This window comes from Sphingomonas sp. CFBP 13706 (assembly GCF_014842355.1).
GTDB classification, from domain to species: domain Bacteria; phylum Pseudomonadota; class Alphaproteobacteria; order Sphingomonadales; family Sphingomonadaceae; genus Sphingomonas; species Sphingomonas aerolata.
Genome location: NZ_JACYVM010000005.1, coordinates 245,436 through 263,159 on the forward strand (window position 1 = coordinate 245,436; position 17,724 = coordinate 263,159).

Annotated in this window: 17 protein-coding genes; 14 read left to right on the forward strand and 3 right to left on the reverse strand. The window is 68.7% G+C overall.

Going from position 1 to position 17,724, the window contains the following annotated elements; all coding sequences use genetic code 11:
- The first annotated feature begins 182 nt into the window (after positions 1-182).
- From IFS44_RS11830 to IFS44_RS22780, 5 genes are all read left to right on the forward strand, one after another.
- Positions 183-1,637 (forward strand): ATP-binding protein, encoded by a 1,455-nt coding sequence (locus IFS44_RS11830; RefSeq protein ID WP_192098564.1) that lies wholly within the window; start codon positions 183-185, stop codon positions 1,635-1,637.
- Positions 1,627-2,229 (forward strand): response regulator transcription factor, encoded by a 603-nt coding sequence (locus IFS44_RS11835; RefSeq protein ID WP_192098565.1) that lies wholly within the window; start codon positions 1,627-1,629, stop codon positions 2,227-2,229. Before IFS44_RS11830 ends, IFS44_RS11835 begins: the two co-directional genes overlap by 11 nt.
- 68 nt (positions 2,230-2,297) lie before the next feature.
- A complete protein-coding gene (locus tag IFS44_RS11840) occupies positions 2,298-2,666 on the forward strand; it encodes a phosphonate transporter (protein WP_183937015.1) in 369 nt (122 codons plus the stop codon).
- Between the two features lie 9 nt (positions 2,667-2,675).
- On the forward strand, positions 2,676-3,965 hold the full coding sequence (locus IFS44_RS11845) for a sensor domain-containing diguanylate cyclase (protein ID WP_192098566.1): 1,290 nt from the start codon (positions 2,676-2,678) through the stop codon (positions 3,963-3,965).
- Positions 3,962-5,131, forward strand: a complete 1,170-nt coding sequence (locus IFS44_RS22780; RefSeq protein ID WP_192098567.1) for an AMP-binding protein — start codon at positions 3,962-3,964, stop codon at positions 5,129-5,131. The genes IFS44_RS11845 and IFS44_RS22780 overlap by 4 nt, the downstream gene beginning before the upstream one ends.
- 28 nt (positions 5,132-5,159) lie before the next feature.
- Here the strand turns inward: IFS44_RS22780 and IFS44_RS11855 are convergent, their stop codons facing one another.
- A complete protein-coding gene (locus IFS44_RS11855; protein WP_192098568.1) occupies positions 5,160-5,315 on the reverse strand; it encodes a hypothetical protein in 156 nt (51 codons plus the stop codon).
- An 842-nt stretch (positions 5,316-6,157) separates the two neighbouring features.
- Here IFS44_RS11855 and IFS44_RS11860 point away from each other — a divergent pair.
- Positions 6,158-7,117, forward strand: coding sequence for an alpha/beta hydrolase (locus tag IFS44_RS11860; protein WP_192098569.1), 960 nt, complete (start codon positions 6,158-6,160; stop codon positions 7,115-7,117).
- Positions 7,118-7,126: 9 nt separating this feature from the next.
- On the opposite strand, the gene IFS44_RS11865 is transcribed toward IFS44_RS11860, so the two are convergent.
- Positions 7,127-8,137: an alpha/beta fold hydrolase gene (locus IFS44_RS11865; protein WP_192098570.1), complete on the reverse strand. Its 1,011-nt coding sequence runs from the start codon at positions 8,135-8,137 to the stop codon at positions 7,127-7,129.
- Between the two features lie 37 nt (positions 8,138-8,174).
- Positions 8,175-8,999 (reverse strand): hypothetical protein, encoded by an 825-nt coding sequence (locus IFS44_RS11870; RefSeq protein WP_206757835.1) that lies wholly within the window; start codon positions 8,997-8,999, stop codon positions 8,175-8,177.
- Positions 9,000-9,111: 112 nt separating this feature from the next.
- On the opposite strand from IFS44_RS11870, the gene IFS44_RS11875 reads away from it, so the two are divergent.
- The 8 genes from IFS44_RS11875 to IFS44_RS11910 all read left to right on the forward strand — a co-directional run bounded on the left by IFS44_RS11875 (position 9,112) and on the right by IFS44_RS11910 (position 17,713).
- A complete protein-coding gene (locus IFS44_RS11875; protein WP_192098572.1) occupies positions 9,112-10,470 on the forward strand; it encodes an alpha/beta hydrolase in 1,359 nt (452 codons plus the stop codon).
- A complete protein-coding gene (locus tag IFS44_RS22785) occupies positions 10,467-12,005 on the forward strand; it encodes a GMC oxidoreductase (protein ID WP_192098573.1) in 1,539 nt (512 codons plus the stop codon). The genes IFS44_RS11875 and IFS44_RS22785 overlap by 4 nt, the downstream gene beginning before the upstream one ends.
- Before the next feature lie 10 nt (positions 12,006-12,015).
- Positions 12,016-12,819, forward strand: a complete 804-nt coding sequence (locus IFS44_RS11885) for an SDR family NAD(P)-dependent oxidoreductase (protein WP_192098574.1) — start codon at positions 12,016-12,018, stop codon at positions 12,817-12,819.
- Complete coding sequence (locus IFS44_RS11890) at positions 12,816-13,328, forward strand: peptide-methionine (S)-S-oxide reductase (RefSeq protein WP_192098575.1); 513 nt, start codon at positions 12,816-12,818, stop codon at positions 13,326-13,328. Before IFS44_RS11885 ends, IFS44_RS11890 begins: the two co-directional genes overlap by 4 nt.
- Positions 13,325-13,822: a metallophosphoesterase family protein gene (locus tag IFS44_RS11895; protein WP_192098576.1), complete on the forward strand. Its 498-nt coding sequence runs from the start codon at positions 13,325-13,327 to the stop codon at positions 13,820-13,822. Before IFS44_RS11890 ends, IFS44_RS11895 begins: the two co-directional genes overlap by 4 nt.
- A 32-nt stretch (positions 13,823-13,854) precedes the next feature.
- Positions 13,855-14,175: an HNH endonuclease signature motif containing protein gene (locus tag IFS44_RS11900; RefSeq protein ID WP_192098669.1), complete on the forward strand. Its 321-nt coding sequence runs from the start codon at positions 13,855-13,857 to the stop codon at positions 14,173-14,175.
- A gap of 151 nt (positions 14,176-14,326) precedes the next feature.
- On the forward strand, positions 14,327-17,197 hold the full coding sequence (locus tag IFS44_RS11905) for a TonB-dependent receptor domain-containing protein (protein ID WP_274604230.1): 2,871 nt from the start codon (positions 14,327-14,329) through the stop codon (positions 17,195-17,197).
- A gap of 150 nt (positions 17,198-17,347) precedes the next feature.
- Positions 17,348-17,713, forward strand: a complete 366-nt coding sequence (locus tag IFS44_RS11910) for a DUF4440 domain-containing protein (RefSeq protein ID WP_192098577.1) — start codon at positions 17,348-17,350, stop codon at positions 17,711-17,713.
- Positions 17,714-17,724: the final 11 nt, after the last annotated feature.

Here is a 17,724-nt window from a genome sequence, read left to right on the forward strand (position 1 = left end):
AGTCCGTACGGATACGGACCCCAGACAGTCTGTTCAGGCTTGGCACACCATGACCGTCACACCGGCTTTGCTTCAATTTGAGACGGTTGCACTGCACGAAGACCCCGGCCGGTGTCTGGAAACCCCTATGCGGAAAGCGTAGCATTTTGGTTCTTTCCGGCGGATTCGAATTTGGAGCGATCGTGCAGCGGCTATGGGCCATCGTCGACCAGCAGGAGACCGCGTCCGACTGGCGCTGGAACCTGCTGCAGGGCGTCGGTTTCGGTAGCGCCGCGCTGGTCGCCACGGCGGTCGGCCGCCACCTGTTCGGGATCGACCTGCCCTTCACCTTCGCGCTGGCGGCGATCGCGATCGGCGCCGTCCTGGGGGGTGCGCTGACCGCGTGCGTGGGCGCCGCGACGACGATCCCCACCGCGCTGGTGTTCAGCGCGCACCATCCGCTCGTGACGCCGCTGAACACGCTGGTCGTGACCGGTTTTGCGATCGTCCTCGCGCTGTTCGGCGGTCGCATGACCCTTCTGCGCCAGCGCGCCGGCCTCGCGCAGCGCCGGTCGCACCAGCGCGAACTCTGTCTCCACTCGATCTTCAACACCACCCCCGCGGCGATGATCATCGTCGACGCGGCGGGCGACGTGCTCGCGATCAACCGGAGCGCGCGCGGCATCCTGGGGATCACCGACCCCGATACCGGACGCCTGCGGCTCGCGGACCTGCTTCCCGGCCTGCCCGACCTGTCCGGCGACACCCCGACCGCGCACGCGCTGTGCCGCGCCGATGGCACGCGTCTCGCGCTGTCGCTGTCGAGCGGGCCGCTGCCGTTCGCCGCGACCGGGCTGCGCACGCTCCATCTCCGTGACGAGACCGAACAGGTCGCCGCCGCCGAACGGCTCGCGCTGCTGCAGGCGGAGCTCCACCAGCTCGCGCGCGCCACCGCGCTCGGCCAGCTCGGCTCGGCGATCGCGCATGAACTGAACCAGCCGCTGGCGACCGCCGCGAACTTCGCCACCGTCGCGCAGGCGGCGCTGGCGCGCGGCCGCGACGCTAGCGAGGTCGGCGCGGCGCTCGACGGCGCGGTCCAGGAAATCTTCCGTGCGGCCGCCGTGCTCAAAAGGCTGCGCCGGTTCGTCGAGCGCGGCCCCCTGCAAGCGCAATGGGTCGATGCACGCGACATCATCGCGGAGGGCGCGACGCTCGGGATGCTCGCGGTCCGTCAGGCCCAAGCGGAGCTGAAGGTCAGTATCGCGCCCAATCTCGGCGAATTGTGGATCGATGCGATCCAGATCCAGCAGGTCCTGCTCAACCTGATCGCCAATGCGGCCGATGCGGTGTCCGACACGGCGATCCGCGTGATCGATCTGCGCGCCGTTTCGGGACCAGTTGGGCAGTGCACGATCACCGTCTCGGACACCGGCCCCGGCATCGCACCCGGCCAGGAACAGGCGATCTTCGCCCCGTTCCGGACCAGCAAGCCCCATGGTCTCGGTGTCGGGCTCGCCATCTGCCGCGCGATCGTCGACGCGCATGAAGGGACGATCACCGCCGCGACGAACAGCAACGGCGGCGCGACCTTCCGCGTCTCGTTGCCGCAACGTCCTGGTATTGGGTCCAGTGGAGAAATGGTCGCCCATGCCGCGTGACCGGCCGATCTACATCATCGATGACGAGCCCCAGATGTGCCGCTCGCTCGAAATGCTCCTCGCGCTGGAGGATTTCGAGACCCGATCCTTCGCAAGCGTCGAGGCGTTCATCCGCGACCTCCCGCGGCTTCCGCCCGGGATCATCCTCAGCGACGTCGCGCTGGGCGGCCTCAGCGGTCTCGAGCTGCTGCAGACCCTCCCATCGCTCGACCGGTCGGACCCGGTGATCCTCGTCACCGGTCACGCGGATATCCCGATGGCGGTAGCGGCGATGAAATCGGGCGCCGCCGACCTGCTCGAAAAGCCGTTCGAGGCGCAGCGGCTGCTCGGCGCGGTGGCGGCGGTCCGCGACCGGATCCTGCAGTCGACCCTGCTCGAGCAGCGCCTCGCCTCGCTCTCGCACCGCGAACGCCAGGTCCTGCGCCAGATCGTCGAGGGGCTGACCGCGAAACAGATTGCGACGCGGCTGGATATCAGCCCGCGCACGGTCGAAACCTACCGCGAGCATCTCATGCGCAAGACGGGCGCGACCAGTCTGGCGCAGCTCGTCCGGTTCGCGGTCGAGGCGCGAGTCACGTGCGTGCCGTTGTAAGAAACAGATGATCTTAGGCTATGCTTAACCCCGCCGCCCCATAGCGCTGTCGCAGGGAGACCGTGGCTATGGTACTGGAACAATACAGTTTTGATAATGTCGCGCTGCCCGAGCTCGACACGATGCGCGTCGAGGACCGCGACACCCTGCCGTTCGGGGTGGTCGGGTTCGAAGCCGACACGCTCGTCCAGGTCTATAACGCGACCGAGGCGCGGATGTCGGGCCTTGATCCCGCGACCGTCATGGGCGTGCCGTTCTTCGATGCGGTGGCGCAGTGCATGAACAATTTCATGGTCGCGCAGCGGTTCGAGGACGAGCCCGAGATCGACGACATCGTCCCCTATGTCCTGACGCTGCGGATGCGCCCGACCAGGGTCCGGCTGCGTCTGCTCGCGACACCCGGCATTGCGCGCCGCTATATCCTCATCGAACGCTAAGCCGCTTCGATGAGCGATAGGTCGAGCGAGGAAGAGCTTCTCGAGTTTCTGTACGCCTGCCCCGTCGGCCTGATCGAGTGCGACAGCAGCGGCGCGATCGCGATGATGAACCCGCACGCGATGCAGCATCTCCTGCCGCTCGCCGGGCCGCGCGATCCCGGTAACCTGTTTGCCGCGCTCGAACATCATGCGCCCGAGTTGCGCAGCATCGTCGCTGCCTATGCGCCGGCGACGGGCCGGATCTGCGACGGCCACCGGATCTTCGTCGATCTCGCCGCGCGACGGCGCACCACCACGCCCAAGGTGCTGGCGTGCACTCTGGTCAAGCTCGGCCCCGATCGACTGATGGCCACGCTGTCCGATATCAGCGAACAGGTCGCCCAGGAGGCGCGGCTGCGTCAGGCGGATACCTGGTTTGCGACCCTGCTCGACAGCGTCAGCCATTATGCCGCGCTGACGATCACGCCCAACGGCGAGATCCAGTCCGCCGACGCCTGCTTCGCCCGCCAGACCGGACACGCCGCCGCCGATGTCATCGGACGCCACCTCGCCGAGATCGGCGGGAGCGAGGCGAGCGGCGGCGATCTTCGCCTCGACGAGCAGCTGCTGATCGCCACGCGCGAGGGCTGGCATCTCCAGGAGGGATGGCAGCAGCGCGCGGATGGCGAGCGCTACTGGTGCCAGCGGCTCGTCGTCGCGCGATCCGAACGGGGCGAGCCGCGCGCCTCCGGCTTCTCGGTCATCCTGCGCGACGTGCCGCGGCGTGGCGAGGCGGCGGAGGACATGCGCCGCCTGTTGAACCATGATCACCTGACCGGCGCCGCCAACCGACGGCATTTTGGCGAGGTGCTGAAACGCGAACAGCGGCACTGGCGCGAGTTGCGGCAATCGCTGTCGCTGATCGTTCTCGACCTCGATCATTTTAAGGCGGTCAACGACACGCATGGCCACCCGGTCGGCGACACGCTGCTCCGCCGCGTTACCGATGTGTGTACCGCGCTGCTCCCGCCCTGCGGGATATTCGCGCGGCTCGGGGGCGAGGAGTTCGGCGTCCTGCTGCCGCGGTATGACGAGGATCAGGCGGCGGCGCTTGCCGAAGCGATGCGCGCGGCGATCGCCGGCATCGCGGTCGACACGCCGCGCGGTGGGTTGCACGTCACCGCCAGCCTGGGCTGCGCCACGCTGAACGAAACCGACGGTTCGATCGAAGCGCTGCTCGCGCTCGCGGATGATCGCCTCTACGCCGCCAAGCATGCCGGGCGGAACCGGGTCCGCTCGCGCGAGACCGCGACCGCGTGACCCGGCCCGGACTGTCGCGCGCGGCGGTGCACCGCATCGCCTGCGCGGTCGTCGGGACCGAGATGGCGCGGCTGCGCGATCCCGCGCCGCCCGCCGCGACACGGGGCGACTGGCCCGACATGATGCCGATCGGCGACGAGGGCCTCGGGCTCGATTCGATGGAACAGCTCGGCGCGCTGGGCGCGCTGGCGGAGGCGTTCGACCTCGATGACGATACGCTCGGCGAGGGTCCGCCGCAGACGGTCGGCGCCTGGACCGACTGGATCCTGCGCGCGCACGCTACGGGCACCGACCGGATCGCGGTGCGGACGTCCGGCTCGACCGGCAGCCCGCGCCTGTGCGTCCACGCCGTCCCCGACCTGCTCGAAGAAGCAGCCTTCTTCGCGACACGGTTCGCCGATCGGCGCCGGGTCGTCGCACTGGTCCCCGCCGATCATCTCTACGGGCTGGTCTGGACCGCACTGCTGCCCGACGCGCTGGGCGTTCCCGTCGTCGTGCGGACAATCGGCGCACCGCTGTCGCTCGAGGCGGGCGATCTCGTCGTCGCGGTGCCCGACCAGTGGCGCGCGCTGTCGCGGATGATGCGCCACTGGCCGGGGGATGTCGTCGGCGCCAGTTCCGCCGGGCCGCTCGACGACGCCGTCGCCGCCATGCTGCTCGCGGCGGGGCTTGCCGGGCTGGTCGATATCTACGGCGCCTCCGAAACCGGCGGTATCGCGATCCGCACGCTGCCCGCGCTCGGCTATGACCTGCTACCCCGCTGGCAGCTCACGGCCGCCGACCCGGATGGCTGGCGGCTCGTCGACCGCGACGGCCGGCTCCACGACCTGCCCGACCATGTCGCGCGTCTCGGCGAGCGCGTCATTCGCCCGGACGGTCGGCGCGATGGGGCGGTCCAGGTCGCCGGGCACAATGTCTGGCCGGGGCGTGTCGCCGGCGTGCTGCGGACGATGGAGGGTGTCGCGGACGTCGCGGTGCGGCTGCACGGCAATGGCCGGTTGAAGGCGTTCGTCGTGCCGCACCCCGGTCAGGACCCCGCCCGGCTGTCCGCGCGGATCGAGCAATTCGCGGCGAACCGGCTCACCGATCCCGAACGTCCGAAAGCCTATCGCTTCGGCACGGCGGTGCCGCGCACGGTTCTGGGCAAGCTCGAAGACTGGGGCTGATGCGGCCCCGACAGCGTCTAGCGCCCAGTTAGCGCATAGCGCGGGTCTTCTCGCCGAGCGCGGCGTAGATCGCGGCCTGATCGAGGAGCAGGTGACGCTGTTCGTCGGTCTCCGCAGCCGCAGCCGCGGCCAGCGCGTCGATCGTCAGCCGCTCATAGTCGGGGGTCGGGTCTTGGTCTGGCATGGGTCTGCCGTTCATTCCTATTCACGATGTCCCGTGACGATAAATGGCCTGCCTCCGGCCGCAACCTGCTTAAAACGCTGCTTAACCGGCCAGAGAGGTTGCGCACCTCCGGGCGCCGTCGCACGGCTGCGGATACTATTCCGGCATCGCCATCGCGGATTCCCGCCGTCACGGTCGTCGTCACGGCCGGGTAATCTGAGTTAAGATTCTGACCCATATAGACGCGTGACAACAAACCCATCCTGCCACATCGCGCGCAGCACTGGATCGCGAATCTCGTCATAGGGGCAAAGCGCGAGATGGGCGACCGGATCGCTGGCGGCGATACGGCCGTCATTTCTGGCTTTCAAACAGTCTCTTGCGAAATCCGGCATCCTGCGGCCCCACTGCTGTCGTCGCGTCGTCCGCCCCATGCTCAGATTCTTACAAAAGGGGCAATGGCTTGTCCCAAACCGACACAGCGCCCCACGCCGCACGGAGACACGGTTCGCCACGCCGCGAGCCGCACGGTCCGCACTGTCTCTACAGAAGCGACGATCGCGGCCGACGCTCTACGCAAGTACAGCCGGACCAGCGAGACTCACCCGACGGCCGGACGCGGCAGATGAACCAGCAACGCCCGCCATCGCGCGCAAGGATGTTCGCCAAAGATCTGAGCCTTTACGCCCTTCGACATTGCCGCACCGCAGCAAAGTCTGTGCGCATTGCAGCAGTCATTTACCGCGCCGGCCTTTGACCTTCCCGACAACCGCCGATCGCAAGGAAAAAGCGTCCGGCCACCATTGTGCAGTGATAGCGCTATCGATATCATCCCGAAAACAGTCGAAAAGGGGAGAGCGGATATGCGCATCGGATGTCGCGGCAACGAAGTCGTTCGAGGGGCACGACGTCGTCTTGCATGGCTGGTCGGCCTGACGATCGCAGTCGCCCCGCCTGCGCTGGCGCAGTCCTCCGACACCATGGCCTCGATCGCCATCCCCGCGCAGCCCGGCGCGATCGACCTCGGCACCGGGAAACTCCCCGGGGCGACCGCCCCCGAAGCCTGGCACAGCCAATATGGCAGCGTGTTCGCGCGCAACGTCACGGTCGCGACGCTGACCCCCGTCCTGCCCGATCCCGCCAAGGCCAACGGCACCGCGGTGATCGTCGCGCCGGGCGGTGGATTCCGCACGCTGTCGATGGAGAATGAGGGCTGGGACGTGGCGCGCGCGCTCGCCGCGCGGGGCGTCGCCGCGTTCGTGCTCAAATACCGGCTGAACCAGACGCCGGCGGATCTAGAGACCTTCGCACGTCCCGCTCCCGCTGGTGCCCCCGCTGGCGCAACCCCGCCGCGCCGGGATCCCGCGGCGATGATGGCGGGCCTCACGCCGCAGATCGCCGATGCGCGCGCGGCTTTCGCGCTCGTCCGCAAGCGGTCGGGCGAATGGCATGTCGATCCGGCGCGCATCGGCATGGTCGGCTTTTCGGCGGGCGCGATGCTGACGATGGCGACAACACTGGCAGGTCAGGACGCGAAGCCCGCATTCATCGGCAACATCTACGGCCCGCTCGGCGCGATGACGGTGCCCGCCGACGCACCGCCGATGTTCGTCGCGCTGGCGGCGGACGATCCGCTGTTCGGCAATGCCGGCTATGGCCTGATCGACAGCTGGCGCACCGCCAAACGCCCGGTCGAGTTTCACCTGTTCGAACAGGGCGGGCACGGCTTCGGCATGTATCCCAAGACCACCACGAGCACCGGCTGGTTCGACGAATTCGCACGCTGGATGGCGATGCACGGCTGGATCAAGCCGGCGCAGTAACCGCGCGCCTCACGACGCGATCGCCGCCTCCAGCGTCTGCAGGAACCGCGCCGGCGCCTCGACCTGTGGCGCATGACCCAGCCCCTCGAGGCGGATCAGCCGCGCGTCGGGGATGCGTCGTGCCGCGGTCACCGCCGCCTGCGGCACGGTCTGGACCTGTGGACGACGCGCGGGCGGCGCACTGCCTGCGCGGAATGCGGTGAGATCGCGGTCGCCGATGATCAGCCGCACGGGCATCGCCAGCTGCGGCAGCTCGGCCGCGACCGGCTGGGTCTGGATCATGTCGGACAGCCGCGCCTGCGCATCGCGCACGACATCGCCGTCGGGACCGGCATATTGCCCCGCCAGCATCGCGACCCAGCGATCATAGGCCGGGCGCCATTCCCCGTGATAATAGTTACGGAACTGATACGCCTTGATCGACGCGGCATCGGTCTTCGCCTCCTCGGCGCGCAGCGCGCCAAGATCGGTATAGGGCACGCCCTGCGCCAGCGTGTCGTTCAGCCCGAGCGGATTGACGAGCACGAGCCGCGACACGCGCTCGGGGTGGAGCAGCGCGAACCGCGTCGCGAGGATCCCGCCGGTCGAATGGCCGACCAGGATGACCTTGCCCGCCCCGGCCCGGTCGAGCAGCCCGCGGGTCAGTTCGGCCATCGCGTTGAAGCTGTACTGATAGCCCTTGGGCTTGGACGATTTGCAGAAGCCGACCTGATCGGGCGCGATCACCCGGTAGCCTGCGCCCGCCAGCCCGCGCGCGGTCTCGTCCCAGGTCGCGGCACAGAAATTCTTGCCGTGCAGCAGCACGACCGTCGTGCCGTTCGCCCGCGCGGTCGGTGCGAGGTCGAGATACGCCATCCGCACCGCCTGCCCCTGCGACGATCCGTCATACCAGCGCAGCGACGCGGGATAGGCAAAGCGCTCGAGATTGGCGCCGAGCGGCACGGTCTGGGCGAAGCCCGGCGTGGCGGAGACGGCGAAGGCAGCGACGGCGATCGCGGCGGGGATTTTGAAACGGATCATCCGCCTCTAACGACCGGCCGCGGCGAGGTGTCCCGTCCTACAGGCCCGGGCCGTCCGCGTCATATTTGAGTTCGAGATACCGCCCCTGGATCGCGATCTCGTCGAGGCTGGTCCGCCCGAGGCATTCGCCGGCGCGCGCGAGCTCGGCATCGATCAGGCGCAGCCCGTTGATCAGGTGATCGTCGGGCGTCCGGCCATCCGCCTGCATTTCGCGCCGCGCCGAAATGCCGACCATCCGCCAGCTGTCGACCAGCGCGGGCAGCTCGACCGCGACCAGCTTGCGGATCGACGCCGCGGCCGGGCTGCGCGGATCGAGCCGGGCGAGGCGCGGCGCCAGCGCCTCGAACCGGCTGCCCAAAGCATCGGCGAGCCGCAGCGCGGGCAGCGGCATCCCGCGGCGTTGCGCGGCGAGCCAGATCCCCGCCTGCTCGGCGAGGCCAGGCAGCCCGGTTTCCACCAGCGCCTCGCGTCCCGGCGCGCGCGGATCGGCCTGCGCGACGATCACGATCACCAGCAGCAGCATCAGCGCCGCGGCGACGGCAAGCGCCAGCATCGCCGGCAGGACCGCGGCGAGCGCCGCGCCGCCGAGCAGCGACACGATCGCCGCGAGGACCAGCCGGACCATCAGCCGCTTCTGCCGACGCGCCCGCGCCTCGCGCTCGCGCCGCGCCTGCTCGCGGCCTTCGGGCGACAGCCGCCGGAGCAGCTCTTCGGCCTGGGTGAGCCCGACATCGGCAAACCCTGCCGCGACGCTGCGGGCACGGTCGATCATCGGGGCGCGCTGACCGCTATTGTCGTCCATCGCGCGAGGATGCCGGTCTTTGCCCGCCCGGTCCAGACCCGCGCGGCGCGACAGACGCACCCAAAGTGGTCGCAGATCAACACCAAATTGATCTATGTCAATTCCGACGGACGGTGCGATGGAACGGTTCCGCGCCTGCATCGTCCGGTAGGGGTCAGTTTCGCGAGGCCCCATGACCCCACCCACCTTGTTGTTTTTACACGCTCTTGGCGCCAGCGCGCGCGAATGGCAGCAGGTCGCCGATCACCTGTCCGACCATGATTGCATCGCGCTCGACCTGCCGGGGTTCGGCGACGCGGCCGATGCGGGGCATGCCGATGTCGGGACGATGACCGACTGGCTGGCGCAGGAAATCCGCGCCCGCGACCTCACCGCCTGCGTGCTCGTCGGGCACAGCATGGGGGGCAAGATCGCCACGCTCGTCGCCGCGCGCGCCGCCGCGGGCGAGCCGGGTCTTGCGAACATCCTCGGTGTCGTGCTCGTCGCCGCCTCGCCCCCCTCGCCCGAACCGATGGACGAAAAACGCCGGGCGGAGATGATCGGGTGGTTCGCCGATGGCCAGGCCTCGCGCGAAAATGCGGAAACCTTCGTCGATGCCAACAGCGCCGAGACGCTCCCGGTGGCGCTGCGCGATCAGGCGATCGACGACGTGCGACGCTCGAACCGAGAGGCCTGGCTCGGCTGGCTCGAACGCGGCAGCCGCGAGGACTGGGCCGCCGCCGTCGGACAGCTCGCGCTCCCCGCGCTGATCATTGCCGGGACCGAAGACGGCGATCTCGGCGAGGATGCGCAGCGCCGGCTCAACCTGCCGCATTATGCCAATGCCCGGATGCGCGTCGTCCAGGGCGCCGCGCACCTCATCCCCTATGAACAGCCCCGCGCGCTCGCCGCGCTGATCCGCGAGCACGCAGCACTGGCGACGGCGGCTGCGCTGCCCGAAGATTTCGCCCGGCTGCTCGACTCCGATCGCGTCAGCAGCGGGACGCGCGCCGCGATGCTCGACCGGATCTACCCGATGCCCGTCGGTACCGCGTTATGGGACGAGGCCGACCATGCGACCGTCGCGGCGCTGGTGGCCCGGATCCTCCCCGATTGCGGCGCCGACCATGCGCTGGCAGGTCGCATCCTCGACTCGGTCGCGCAGGGTGTCGGCGACGGCTGGCGCTTCGCCGAGCTGCCGGACGACCGTGCGGCATGGTCGCGCGGGCTCGTGACGCTCGATACGGCGACCGGCGGTTTCGTCGCGCTGGCCGATCCCGACCAGGACGGCTGGCTCGATCGCATCGCCGGCGGCACGGTCGGCATCGAAGAGGACGCGACCCGCCTGTCGCCCGTGCAGATGCGGCTCTGGTTCGAGGATGTCCGCGCCGAGACGGTCCGCATCTGGATGGCGCAGCCCGCGACGATGGCCGCGATCGGCTATGACGGCTTTGCAGTCGGCGGCGATGGCCCCCGCAAGCAGGGCTATACCCGCACCGGCGCCGACGATCCCGAAGCGTGGCAGCGCCCGTCGCAGGAGCGCGGGGCGTGACGACGAGGCAGCATGGAGCGAATGACGTCGTCGACGCGGTCGTGATCGGCACCGGCGCGGGCGGTGCGCCGCTCACCGCCCGGCTCGCACAGGCGGGCCTGTCGGTCGTCGCGCTCGAGGCGGGCCGCGCCTTCCGCCCCGACGAGCATGTCGCCGACGAGGTCGCGGCCGACATCTACTGGATGGAGGAACGGCTGAGCGGCGGATCGACGCCGACCGCGTTCGGATCGAACAATTCGGGGATGGGGGTCGGCGGCTCGACGCTGCACTGGGGCGCCTTCTGCCCGCGTCCCGATCCCCGCGACCTGCGGCTCAAGACGCTGACCGGCGAAGGCGCCGACTGGCCGATCGATCCAGCCGAGCTGACGCGGTACATCGCGGAGGTCGAGGCGTTCACCGGCGTCTCGGGGCCGGCCGACTATCCGTGGGACGCCACCCGCCGCTACGCCTATCCCCCGGTCGCGCGCAACGCCGCCGCCGACGCAATGGCGCGGGGCTGCGCGGCGCTCGGCATCACCGCGACCGACGCCCCCGCCGCCCTGGTCTCGCGCGATCGCGACCAGCCGCACTGGGGACAGCGCCAGGCTTGCGTCAATTGCGGCGCCTGTCACCAGGGCTGCCGCAACGCCGCCAAGACGAGCATGGACACGACCTATCTGCCCCTCGCGGTCGCGCATGGGGCCGAGATCCGCGCCGGCGCCCGCGTGATCGCGTTCGACTATAACGGCCGCGGCCGGATTAGCGCGGTCGTGTACAGCCAGAACGGGCAGGAGCATCGCCAGCGCTGCGCCGCGGTCTTTCTGTGCGCGGGCGGAATCGAGACGCCGCGGCTGCTGCTCAACCTCGGCATCGCCAATTCGAGCGGTCAGGTGGGGCGCAACTTCATGGCGCATGTCGCAACCCAGATCTGGGGCCGGTTCGACGCGGAGATGCGGATGAACCGCGGCTATCCCTCGTCGCTGATCAGCGAGGACATGATGCGACCCGGCGATGCCGGCTGCGCGGGCGGCTATCTGATCCAGAGCCTCGGCGTGCTCCCCGTCAACCTCGCCACCGGGCTCGCCCGCGGTGCCGGGCTGTGGGGCGAACGGCTTCAGACGCTCTTGCGCGGCTATAACCGTATGGCCGGGATCGGGATCAACGGCGAATGCCTGCCGCATGCCGACAACCGGCTGACGCTCGCCGACGAGGTCGACGCCTTTGGCCACCGCAAGGCGCGGATCGACTTCAGCTATCACGCCAACGAACAGGCGATCGATCGCCACGCGCGGCGCACGCTCAGCGACATCTGGGCGGCGGCGGGCGCGCAGGACATCTTCGCGGTCGATCGCTCGGCGCATACGATCGGCACCTGCCGCATGGGGCATGACGGCGACACCGCGGTGGTTGATTCCGACGGCCGCAGCTTCGACATTGCGAACCTGCGGATCTGCGACAACTCCATCTTTCCCAGCGCACTGGCGGCCAATCCCGCGCTGACGATCATGGCGCTGTCGCTGCGCACCGCCGACCGTTTTCTCGCATCCGACGATTGAGGAGTTTCACATGGATCTGGGTATCAAGGGCCGTATCGCGCTGATCAGCGGCGCGGATTCCGGCATGGGCAAGGAGACCGCACGGCTGCTGCTCGAAGCGGGCGTGCGCGTCGCAATCACCGATCAGCCGGGCGGCACGCTCGACACGGCGCTTGCCGAACTGTCGCCACTCGGCGAGGTGGTCGCGGTGACCGGCGACGTCACCAGTCTCGACGATGTCCGCGCGATCTGGGCGGAGGTGCGCGAGCGGCTTGGCGATCCCGACATCTATGTCAACGCCGCGGGCGTAACGGGCGCGACCGGCGACTTTCTCGACGTCGACGATGCGGGCTGGGAGCAGACGCTCGACATCAACCTCATGGGCGCGGTGCGCATGTGCCGCGAGGCGATTCCGGCGATGCGCAAGGGCGGCTGGGGCCGGATCGTGCTGTTCGCCTCCGAAGATGCGGTGCAGCCCTATGTCGACGAACTCGCCTATTGCGCGTCGAAGGCGGGCATCCTCGCGCTCGCAAAGGGTCTGTCCAAGGCCTATGGCGGCGACAATGTCCTTGTGAACACCGTCTCGCCCGCATTCATCGCGACGCCGATGACCGATACAATGATGCGCAAGCGCGCCGAGGAACGCGGCGAAAGCTTCGACGCGGCGATCGACAGCTTCCTCGAGGAGGAACGCCCGGGGATGGTGCTCAAGCGCCGCGGCAAGGCCGAGGAGGTCGCCGCCGCCGTCGCCTTCCTCTGCTCGGAGCGGGCGAGCTTCATCAACGGTGCAGGGATACGCGTCGATTCCGGCTCGGTGTTCACGATCGCCGGATGACGGAACAGCGCGTGCACCGGATCGGGTTCGGCGGCGGGTGCCACTGGTGCACCGAGGGCGTCTTTCAGGCGCTCCGCGGCGTGCAGACGGTCGAGCAGGGCTTCCTCCGGTCCGAGGCGCCGTCGGACGCCTGGGCGGAGGGCGTGATCGTGACGTTCGACCCCGCCGCCATCACCCTCGCGACACTGGCCGAGGTGCATCTGCGCACGCATTCGGCGAAATCCGGCTATTCCCCCGCCGGACGCTACCGCAGCGCTATCTATGTGTTCGAGCAGGGCCAGCGCCCCGACGCCGAAGCCGCGATCGCCCGGTTCGCAGCCGAGAACGCTGAGCCGGCCCGCACCCTGGTCCTGCCGTGCACCGGCTTCCGGCCCTCGGACGCGCGCTTCCAGAATTACTACCGGACCGATCCCGACCGGCCCTTCTGCCGCCGCTACATCGACCCCAAGCTCGACTATATCCGCACCCATTTCGCCGCCGTCGCCCTGCCCGCGGAGCCGCGCGCGTGAGCGTCTTCTTCACCGCCGACACGCATTTCGGCGACCACCGCACGATCAACATCGCGCGCCGACCGTTCGCCGACACCGCCGCGATGGACGCCGCGCTTGTCGACCGGTGGAACGCGGTCGTCGGGCCGCAGGACGTGGTGTGGCACCTTGGCGACGTCGCGCGTCGCCCCGCGGACGTGGCCGGGCTGCTCGCGCGGCTGCACGGGACCAAGCACCTGTTGCGCGGCAACAACGATCCCGATGCGACGCTGGCGGCGCCGGGCTGGGCGAGCGTTGCCGACTATGCGGAAATCACGCTCGACGACCGGCGGCTCGTCCTGTGCCATTACCCCTTCCGCAGCTGGAACGGCCAGCATCGCGGTGCGCTCAACCTGCACGGGCACAGCCATGGCCGGCTGAAACCGATGTTGCGCCAGTTCGACGTCGGCGTCGATGTCGAGGGTCACGACTATGCACCGGTCGGTCTCGACCGCCTGCTCGCGCCTCGGCGATAGGTGCGAGGGGAATGGGCGGGCGCGTGAAACGCATGGCCGGACTGGCCGAGGCGGCGGCACGGACCGCGCAGTCTGCGGACGACCCGCCCTGCGCGCTGTGCGGCCGCCCGCTCGGCCACCGCGTCGAGCGCCATCACGTCGTCCCCAAGAGCGAGGGCGGTACACAGACCGTGCCGGTGCACCCGATCTGCCACCGCACCATCCACGCCTTCGTCGCAAACCGCGACCTCGCCACCAGCTACGCGACGATGGACCAGCTCCGCGCGCGCGCGGATATCGCCCGCTACCTGCGCTGGATCGTCGACAAGCCCCCCGACTTCCGCGCCCCCACGCGCAAGCGCAGCACCCCCTGAACGCACCCTGGTGGTGTAACCCGCAAGCAACACCCGTTTCGCAATTTACCGTTGCCGATCGTAACGGAGCAGCAACATATGGTCATAAAAACTATTTTCGTCGTAACCATGGTGCACCGCCGTAAAACGGGGTGTCACAAGGGGGACAGAAATGCGTTGGACGAAATGGATGATGCGCTCGTCGCGGATGGCGATGGGCGCGGGCCTGCTGATCGCGGCCAATGGCGCCGCGGCGCAACTGGCGACCGACCCCCAGACGCCCACCGCGCCGGCAGCGACCGAGGCCCCCACCGAAGACATCATCGTCACCGGATCGCGCATCCGCCGCGACCCGCTCGATCAGCCATCGCCCGTCATCACCGTCGATGAGAACGCGATCGCGCGCACCGGTCTGTCGTCCGTCGCGGACATCCTGCAGCGCCTGCCCGCCTCGTCGGGCGGCCTCAATTCGAAGTTCAACAGCTCGGGCAATTTCGGCAACCCGCCCGATGGCGGCGGCGTCGGCGCGGGCTCCGCGGTGCTCGACCTGCGCTATCTCGGCCCCAAGCGCACGCTCGTGCTCGTCGACGGACTGCGCTTCGTCAACGGCGCGTCGGCCAGCGGCATCCCGGCGACGGTCGATCTCAACTCGATCCCGTCCTCGATGATCGAACGGATCGAGGTGCTGCAATCGGGCGCCTCGACGCAATACGGGTCCGACGCGATCGCGGGCGTCGTCAACATCATCACCAAGCAGAACCAGAAGGGGTTCAAGGGATCGGCGCAATATGGCCAGTATCTCGGCGACAATGACGGCAAGACGCAGGATTACCAGCTGAGCTACGGCTTCGGCAGCCAGGGCGTGCACGTCGTCGCGGGCGGCTATTACACCAAGCAGGAATCGGTCAGCGCCGCCGACCGCGACATCTCGCAATTCCCCAATCCGGGCCAGACCAGCTGCGCCGAACCCATCGGCGGCTGCTCCAGCTTCACGCCCTTCGGCCGGTTCCTGGTGAACGGGCAGAACATCACGCTGCGCGGCCCCGTCGCCAGCGGCCGGCCGGTCTATGACCCGACGCTCGCCACTGGCGACTTCAAGGCGTTCACCGCCGCCGACCGGTTCAACTTCGCCCCGCTCAACTATTTCCTGACGCCGGTCGAGCGCTTCGGCGGCTTCGTCAACACGCGCGCCGAGTTTTCGGAGGCGCTCAACCTGCGCGTGAAGGCGGTCTACAACCGGCGCAATTCGCAGAACCAGGCGGCGTTCCTCCCGCTCGGCATCGGTCCCGACGTCGGCAACGGCAACATGCTCGACACGCTCTCGGTCGATGCCACCAACCCGTTCAACCCGTTCGGCGTGACGCTCGTCCCCGGGCAGAACTACACCGCGATCTTCCGCCGCCTCGTCGAGGCGGGGCAGCGCACCTACAGCCAGCAGGTCGACACCATGTCGCTGACCGGCACGCTGGACGGCAAGTTCCAGATGTTCGGGCACAACTGGTATTGGGATGCGAGCGCGGTCATCGGCTATAACGATGCCAAGCAGCTGTTCACCGGCAACATCAACGCCGCGCGCCTCGCCCGCGCGATCGGCCCGATCAGCCAGTGCACCGGGGAATGCGTGCCGTTCAATTTCTTCGGCGGGGTCGGCTCGATCACCCCGGCGATGCTCGGCTATATCGGCTTCGACGAACGCGACCGCAGCCGCCAGAAGCTGAACGACTATACCGCCAATATCTCCGGCGAGCTGTTCGACCTGCCCGGCGGGCCGGTCGGCATCGCGATCGGCTATGAGCATCGCTATCAGTTCGGCAGCTTCACGCCCGACCCGATCATCCAGGCGGGTCTCGGCGCGGACATCCCGGCACAGGCGGCCAGCGGCAAGTTCAACGTCGACGAGGTCTATGGCGAAATCCGCCTGCCGCTGCTGCGCGACATTCCCGGCATCGCCTCGCTCGAACTGAACGGCGCGGTCCGCCATTCGAACTATTCGACCTTCGGGGGCAATACGACGCTCAGCGGCGGCGCGCTGTGGAAGCCGGTCAGCGACCTGCTGCTGCGCGGCCAATATGCCGAATCGCTGCGCGCACCGTCGATCGGCGAGCTGTTCGGCGCGCAGTCGCGGTTCGACGCCTCGATCGACGATCCCTGCACCAGCGCCGCGGGCGGGCTGTTCCAGTCCAACCCGACCGTCCGCGCGAACTGCGTCGCCAACGGCGTCCCCGCCAGCGGCAGCTACGCCGAACCCTCGGGCCAGTTGCCGGTGCTCACCGGCGGCAATAGCGAGCTGCGCCCCGAAACCGCCCGGACGCTGCTGTTCGGCGGCATCTACAGCCCCAGCTGGGCCCGCGGCGGCACGCTCTCGGCGCTCAGCCTCGAGGTCAACTACTACGACATCAAGGTCGACGACTCGATCGCGTCGATCCCGGCCCAGGTGCTGCTCAGCCGCTGCGCACAGACCGGCGACGCGCTCAGCTGCGCGGCGGTGCGGCGTGCCCCCAGCGGCATCGTGACCGCGATCAACGGCCTGCTGCTCAACACCGGCGGCATCCGCACCAAGGGCATCGACGCGACGCTGACGGTCCGCTCGGGCGAAACGGGCGCCGGGCGCTTCGGCCTCTACGTCTCGGGCAACTATCTGCTCAAGTACAGCGAGCGCACGCCCGCGACCGACGGCTTCGTCACGACCGACTATGTCGGCACCGAACGCGGCTCGCCCGATCAGACCTATCCGCATTTCAAGGGACTGGGCACGATCGACTGGTCGGTAGGCCCGGTCACCACCAGCGTCACCGGACGCTATATCGACAATGTCGACGAGATCGCTGCGGAGAACGCCCTGAAGAGCCGCCTCTACGGCGACGTCCAGCTCCAGTTCCGGCCGACTTGGCTCGATTCGAAGCTCGCGCTGACCTTCGGCGTGAACAACGTCTTCGACAAGGATCCCCCCGCCTGCTTCAGCTGCAGCCTGAACAACTTCGACCCGACGACCTATGACATCCCGGGCCGGTTCGGTTACCTGCGGCTCTCCTACGGGCTGTAGGATGAGGGCTGCCGACCGGCGCGTCGGTCGGCAGCCACACACGCGTCGGAAACATAGGATGCTCCGATCGCCAAAAGACCTTCGTCTCACCGATTGTGAGGAACGAAGTGGGCCGTCCCCGCGCTCGACCCTGACAGAAGGAGACGAGCAATGGACGACACCAGGGTCTGGGCATTTGAAGAAAGCCTGTGGACGGGCGACGCGGACCAGTATCACACGCTGATCGACGACGAATGCGTGATGGTGCTTCCCGAGCAACCCTTCGTGATGACCGGGGCGCAGGCGATCGAGGCGGTCGCCGACACGCCGCGCTGGTCGGAGGTCCGGTTCAGCGAAAAGCAGATCATGCGCCCGCAGGAAGGCTTGATCGCGATCGCCTACAAGGCCGAGGCGAGCCGCGAAGGCGCAACCGGTTATACCGCCTATTGCACGACGACGATGCGCCGGCTCGAGCATGAGGAATGGCGCGTGGTCCAGCACCAGCAGACGCTCGCCCCGGTCGCCGGCGGCGCTTGAGCCGACCGATA

Coding starts and splice junctions, on each gene's coding strand:
- IFS44_RS11835 (WP_192098565.1), top strand. CDS start 1,627: ATGCCGCGTGACCGGCCGATCTACATCATCGATGACGAGCCCCAGATG.
- IFS44_RS11840 (WP_183937015.1), top strand. CDS start 2,298: ATGGTACTGGAACAATACAGTTTTGATAATGTCGCGCTGCCCGAGCTC.
- IFS44_RS11845 (WP_192098566.1), top strand. CDS start 2,676: ATGAGCGATAGGTCGAGCGAGGAAGAGCTTCTCGAGTTTCTGTACGCC.
- IFS44_RS11855 (WP_192098568.1), bottom strand. CDS start 5,315: ATGCCAGACCAAGACCCGACCCCCGACTATGAGCGGCTGACGATCGAC.
- IFS44_RS11860 (WP_192098569.1), top strand. CDS start 6,158: ATGCGCATCGGATGTCGCGGCAACGAAGTCGTTCGAGGGGCACGACGT.
- IFS44_RS11865 (WP_192098570.1), bottom strand. CDS start 8,137: ATGATCCGTTTCAAAATCCCCGCCGCGATCGCCGTCGCTGCCTTCGCC.
- IFS44_RS11875 (WP_192098572.1), top strand. CDS start 9,112: ATGACCCCACCCACCTTGTTGTTTTTACACGCTCTTGGCGCCAGCGCG.
- IFS44_RS11885 (WP_192098574.1), top strand. CDS start 12,016: ATGGATCTGGGTATCAAGGGCCGTATCGCGCTGATCAGCGGCGCGGAT.
- IFS44_RS11890 (WP_192098575.1), top strand. CDS start 12,816: ATGACGGAACAGCGCGTGCACCGGATCGGGTTCGGCGGCGGGTGCCAC.
- IFS44_RS11900 (WP_192098669.1), top strand. CDS start 13,855: ATGGCCGGACTGGCCGAGGCGGCGGCACGGACCGCGCAGTCTGCGGAC.
- IFS44_RS11905 (WP_274604230.1), top strand. CDS start 14,327: ATGCGTTGGACGAAATGGATGATGCGCTCGTCGCGGATGGCGATGGGC.
- IFS44_RS11910 (WP_192098577.1), top strand. CDS start 17,348: ATGGACGACACCAGGGTCTGGGCATTTGAAGAAAGCCTGTGGACGGGC.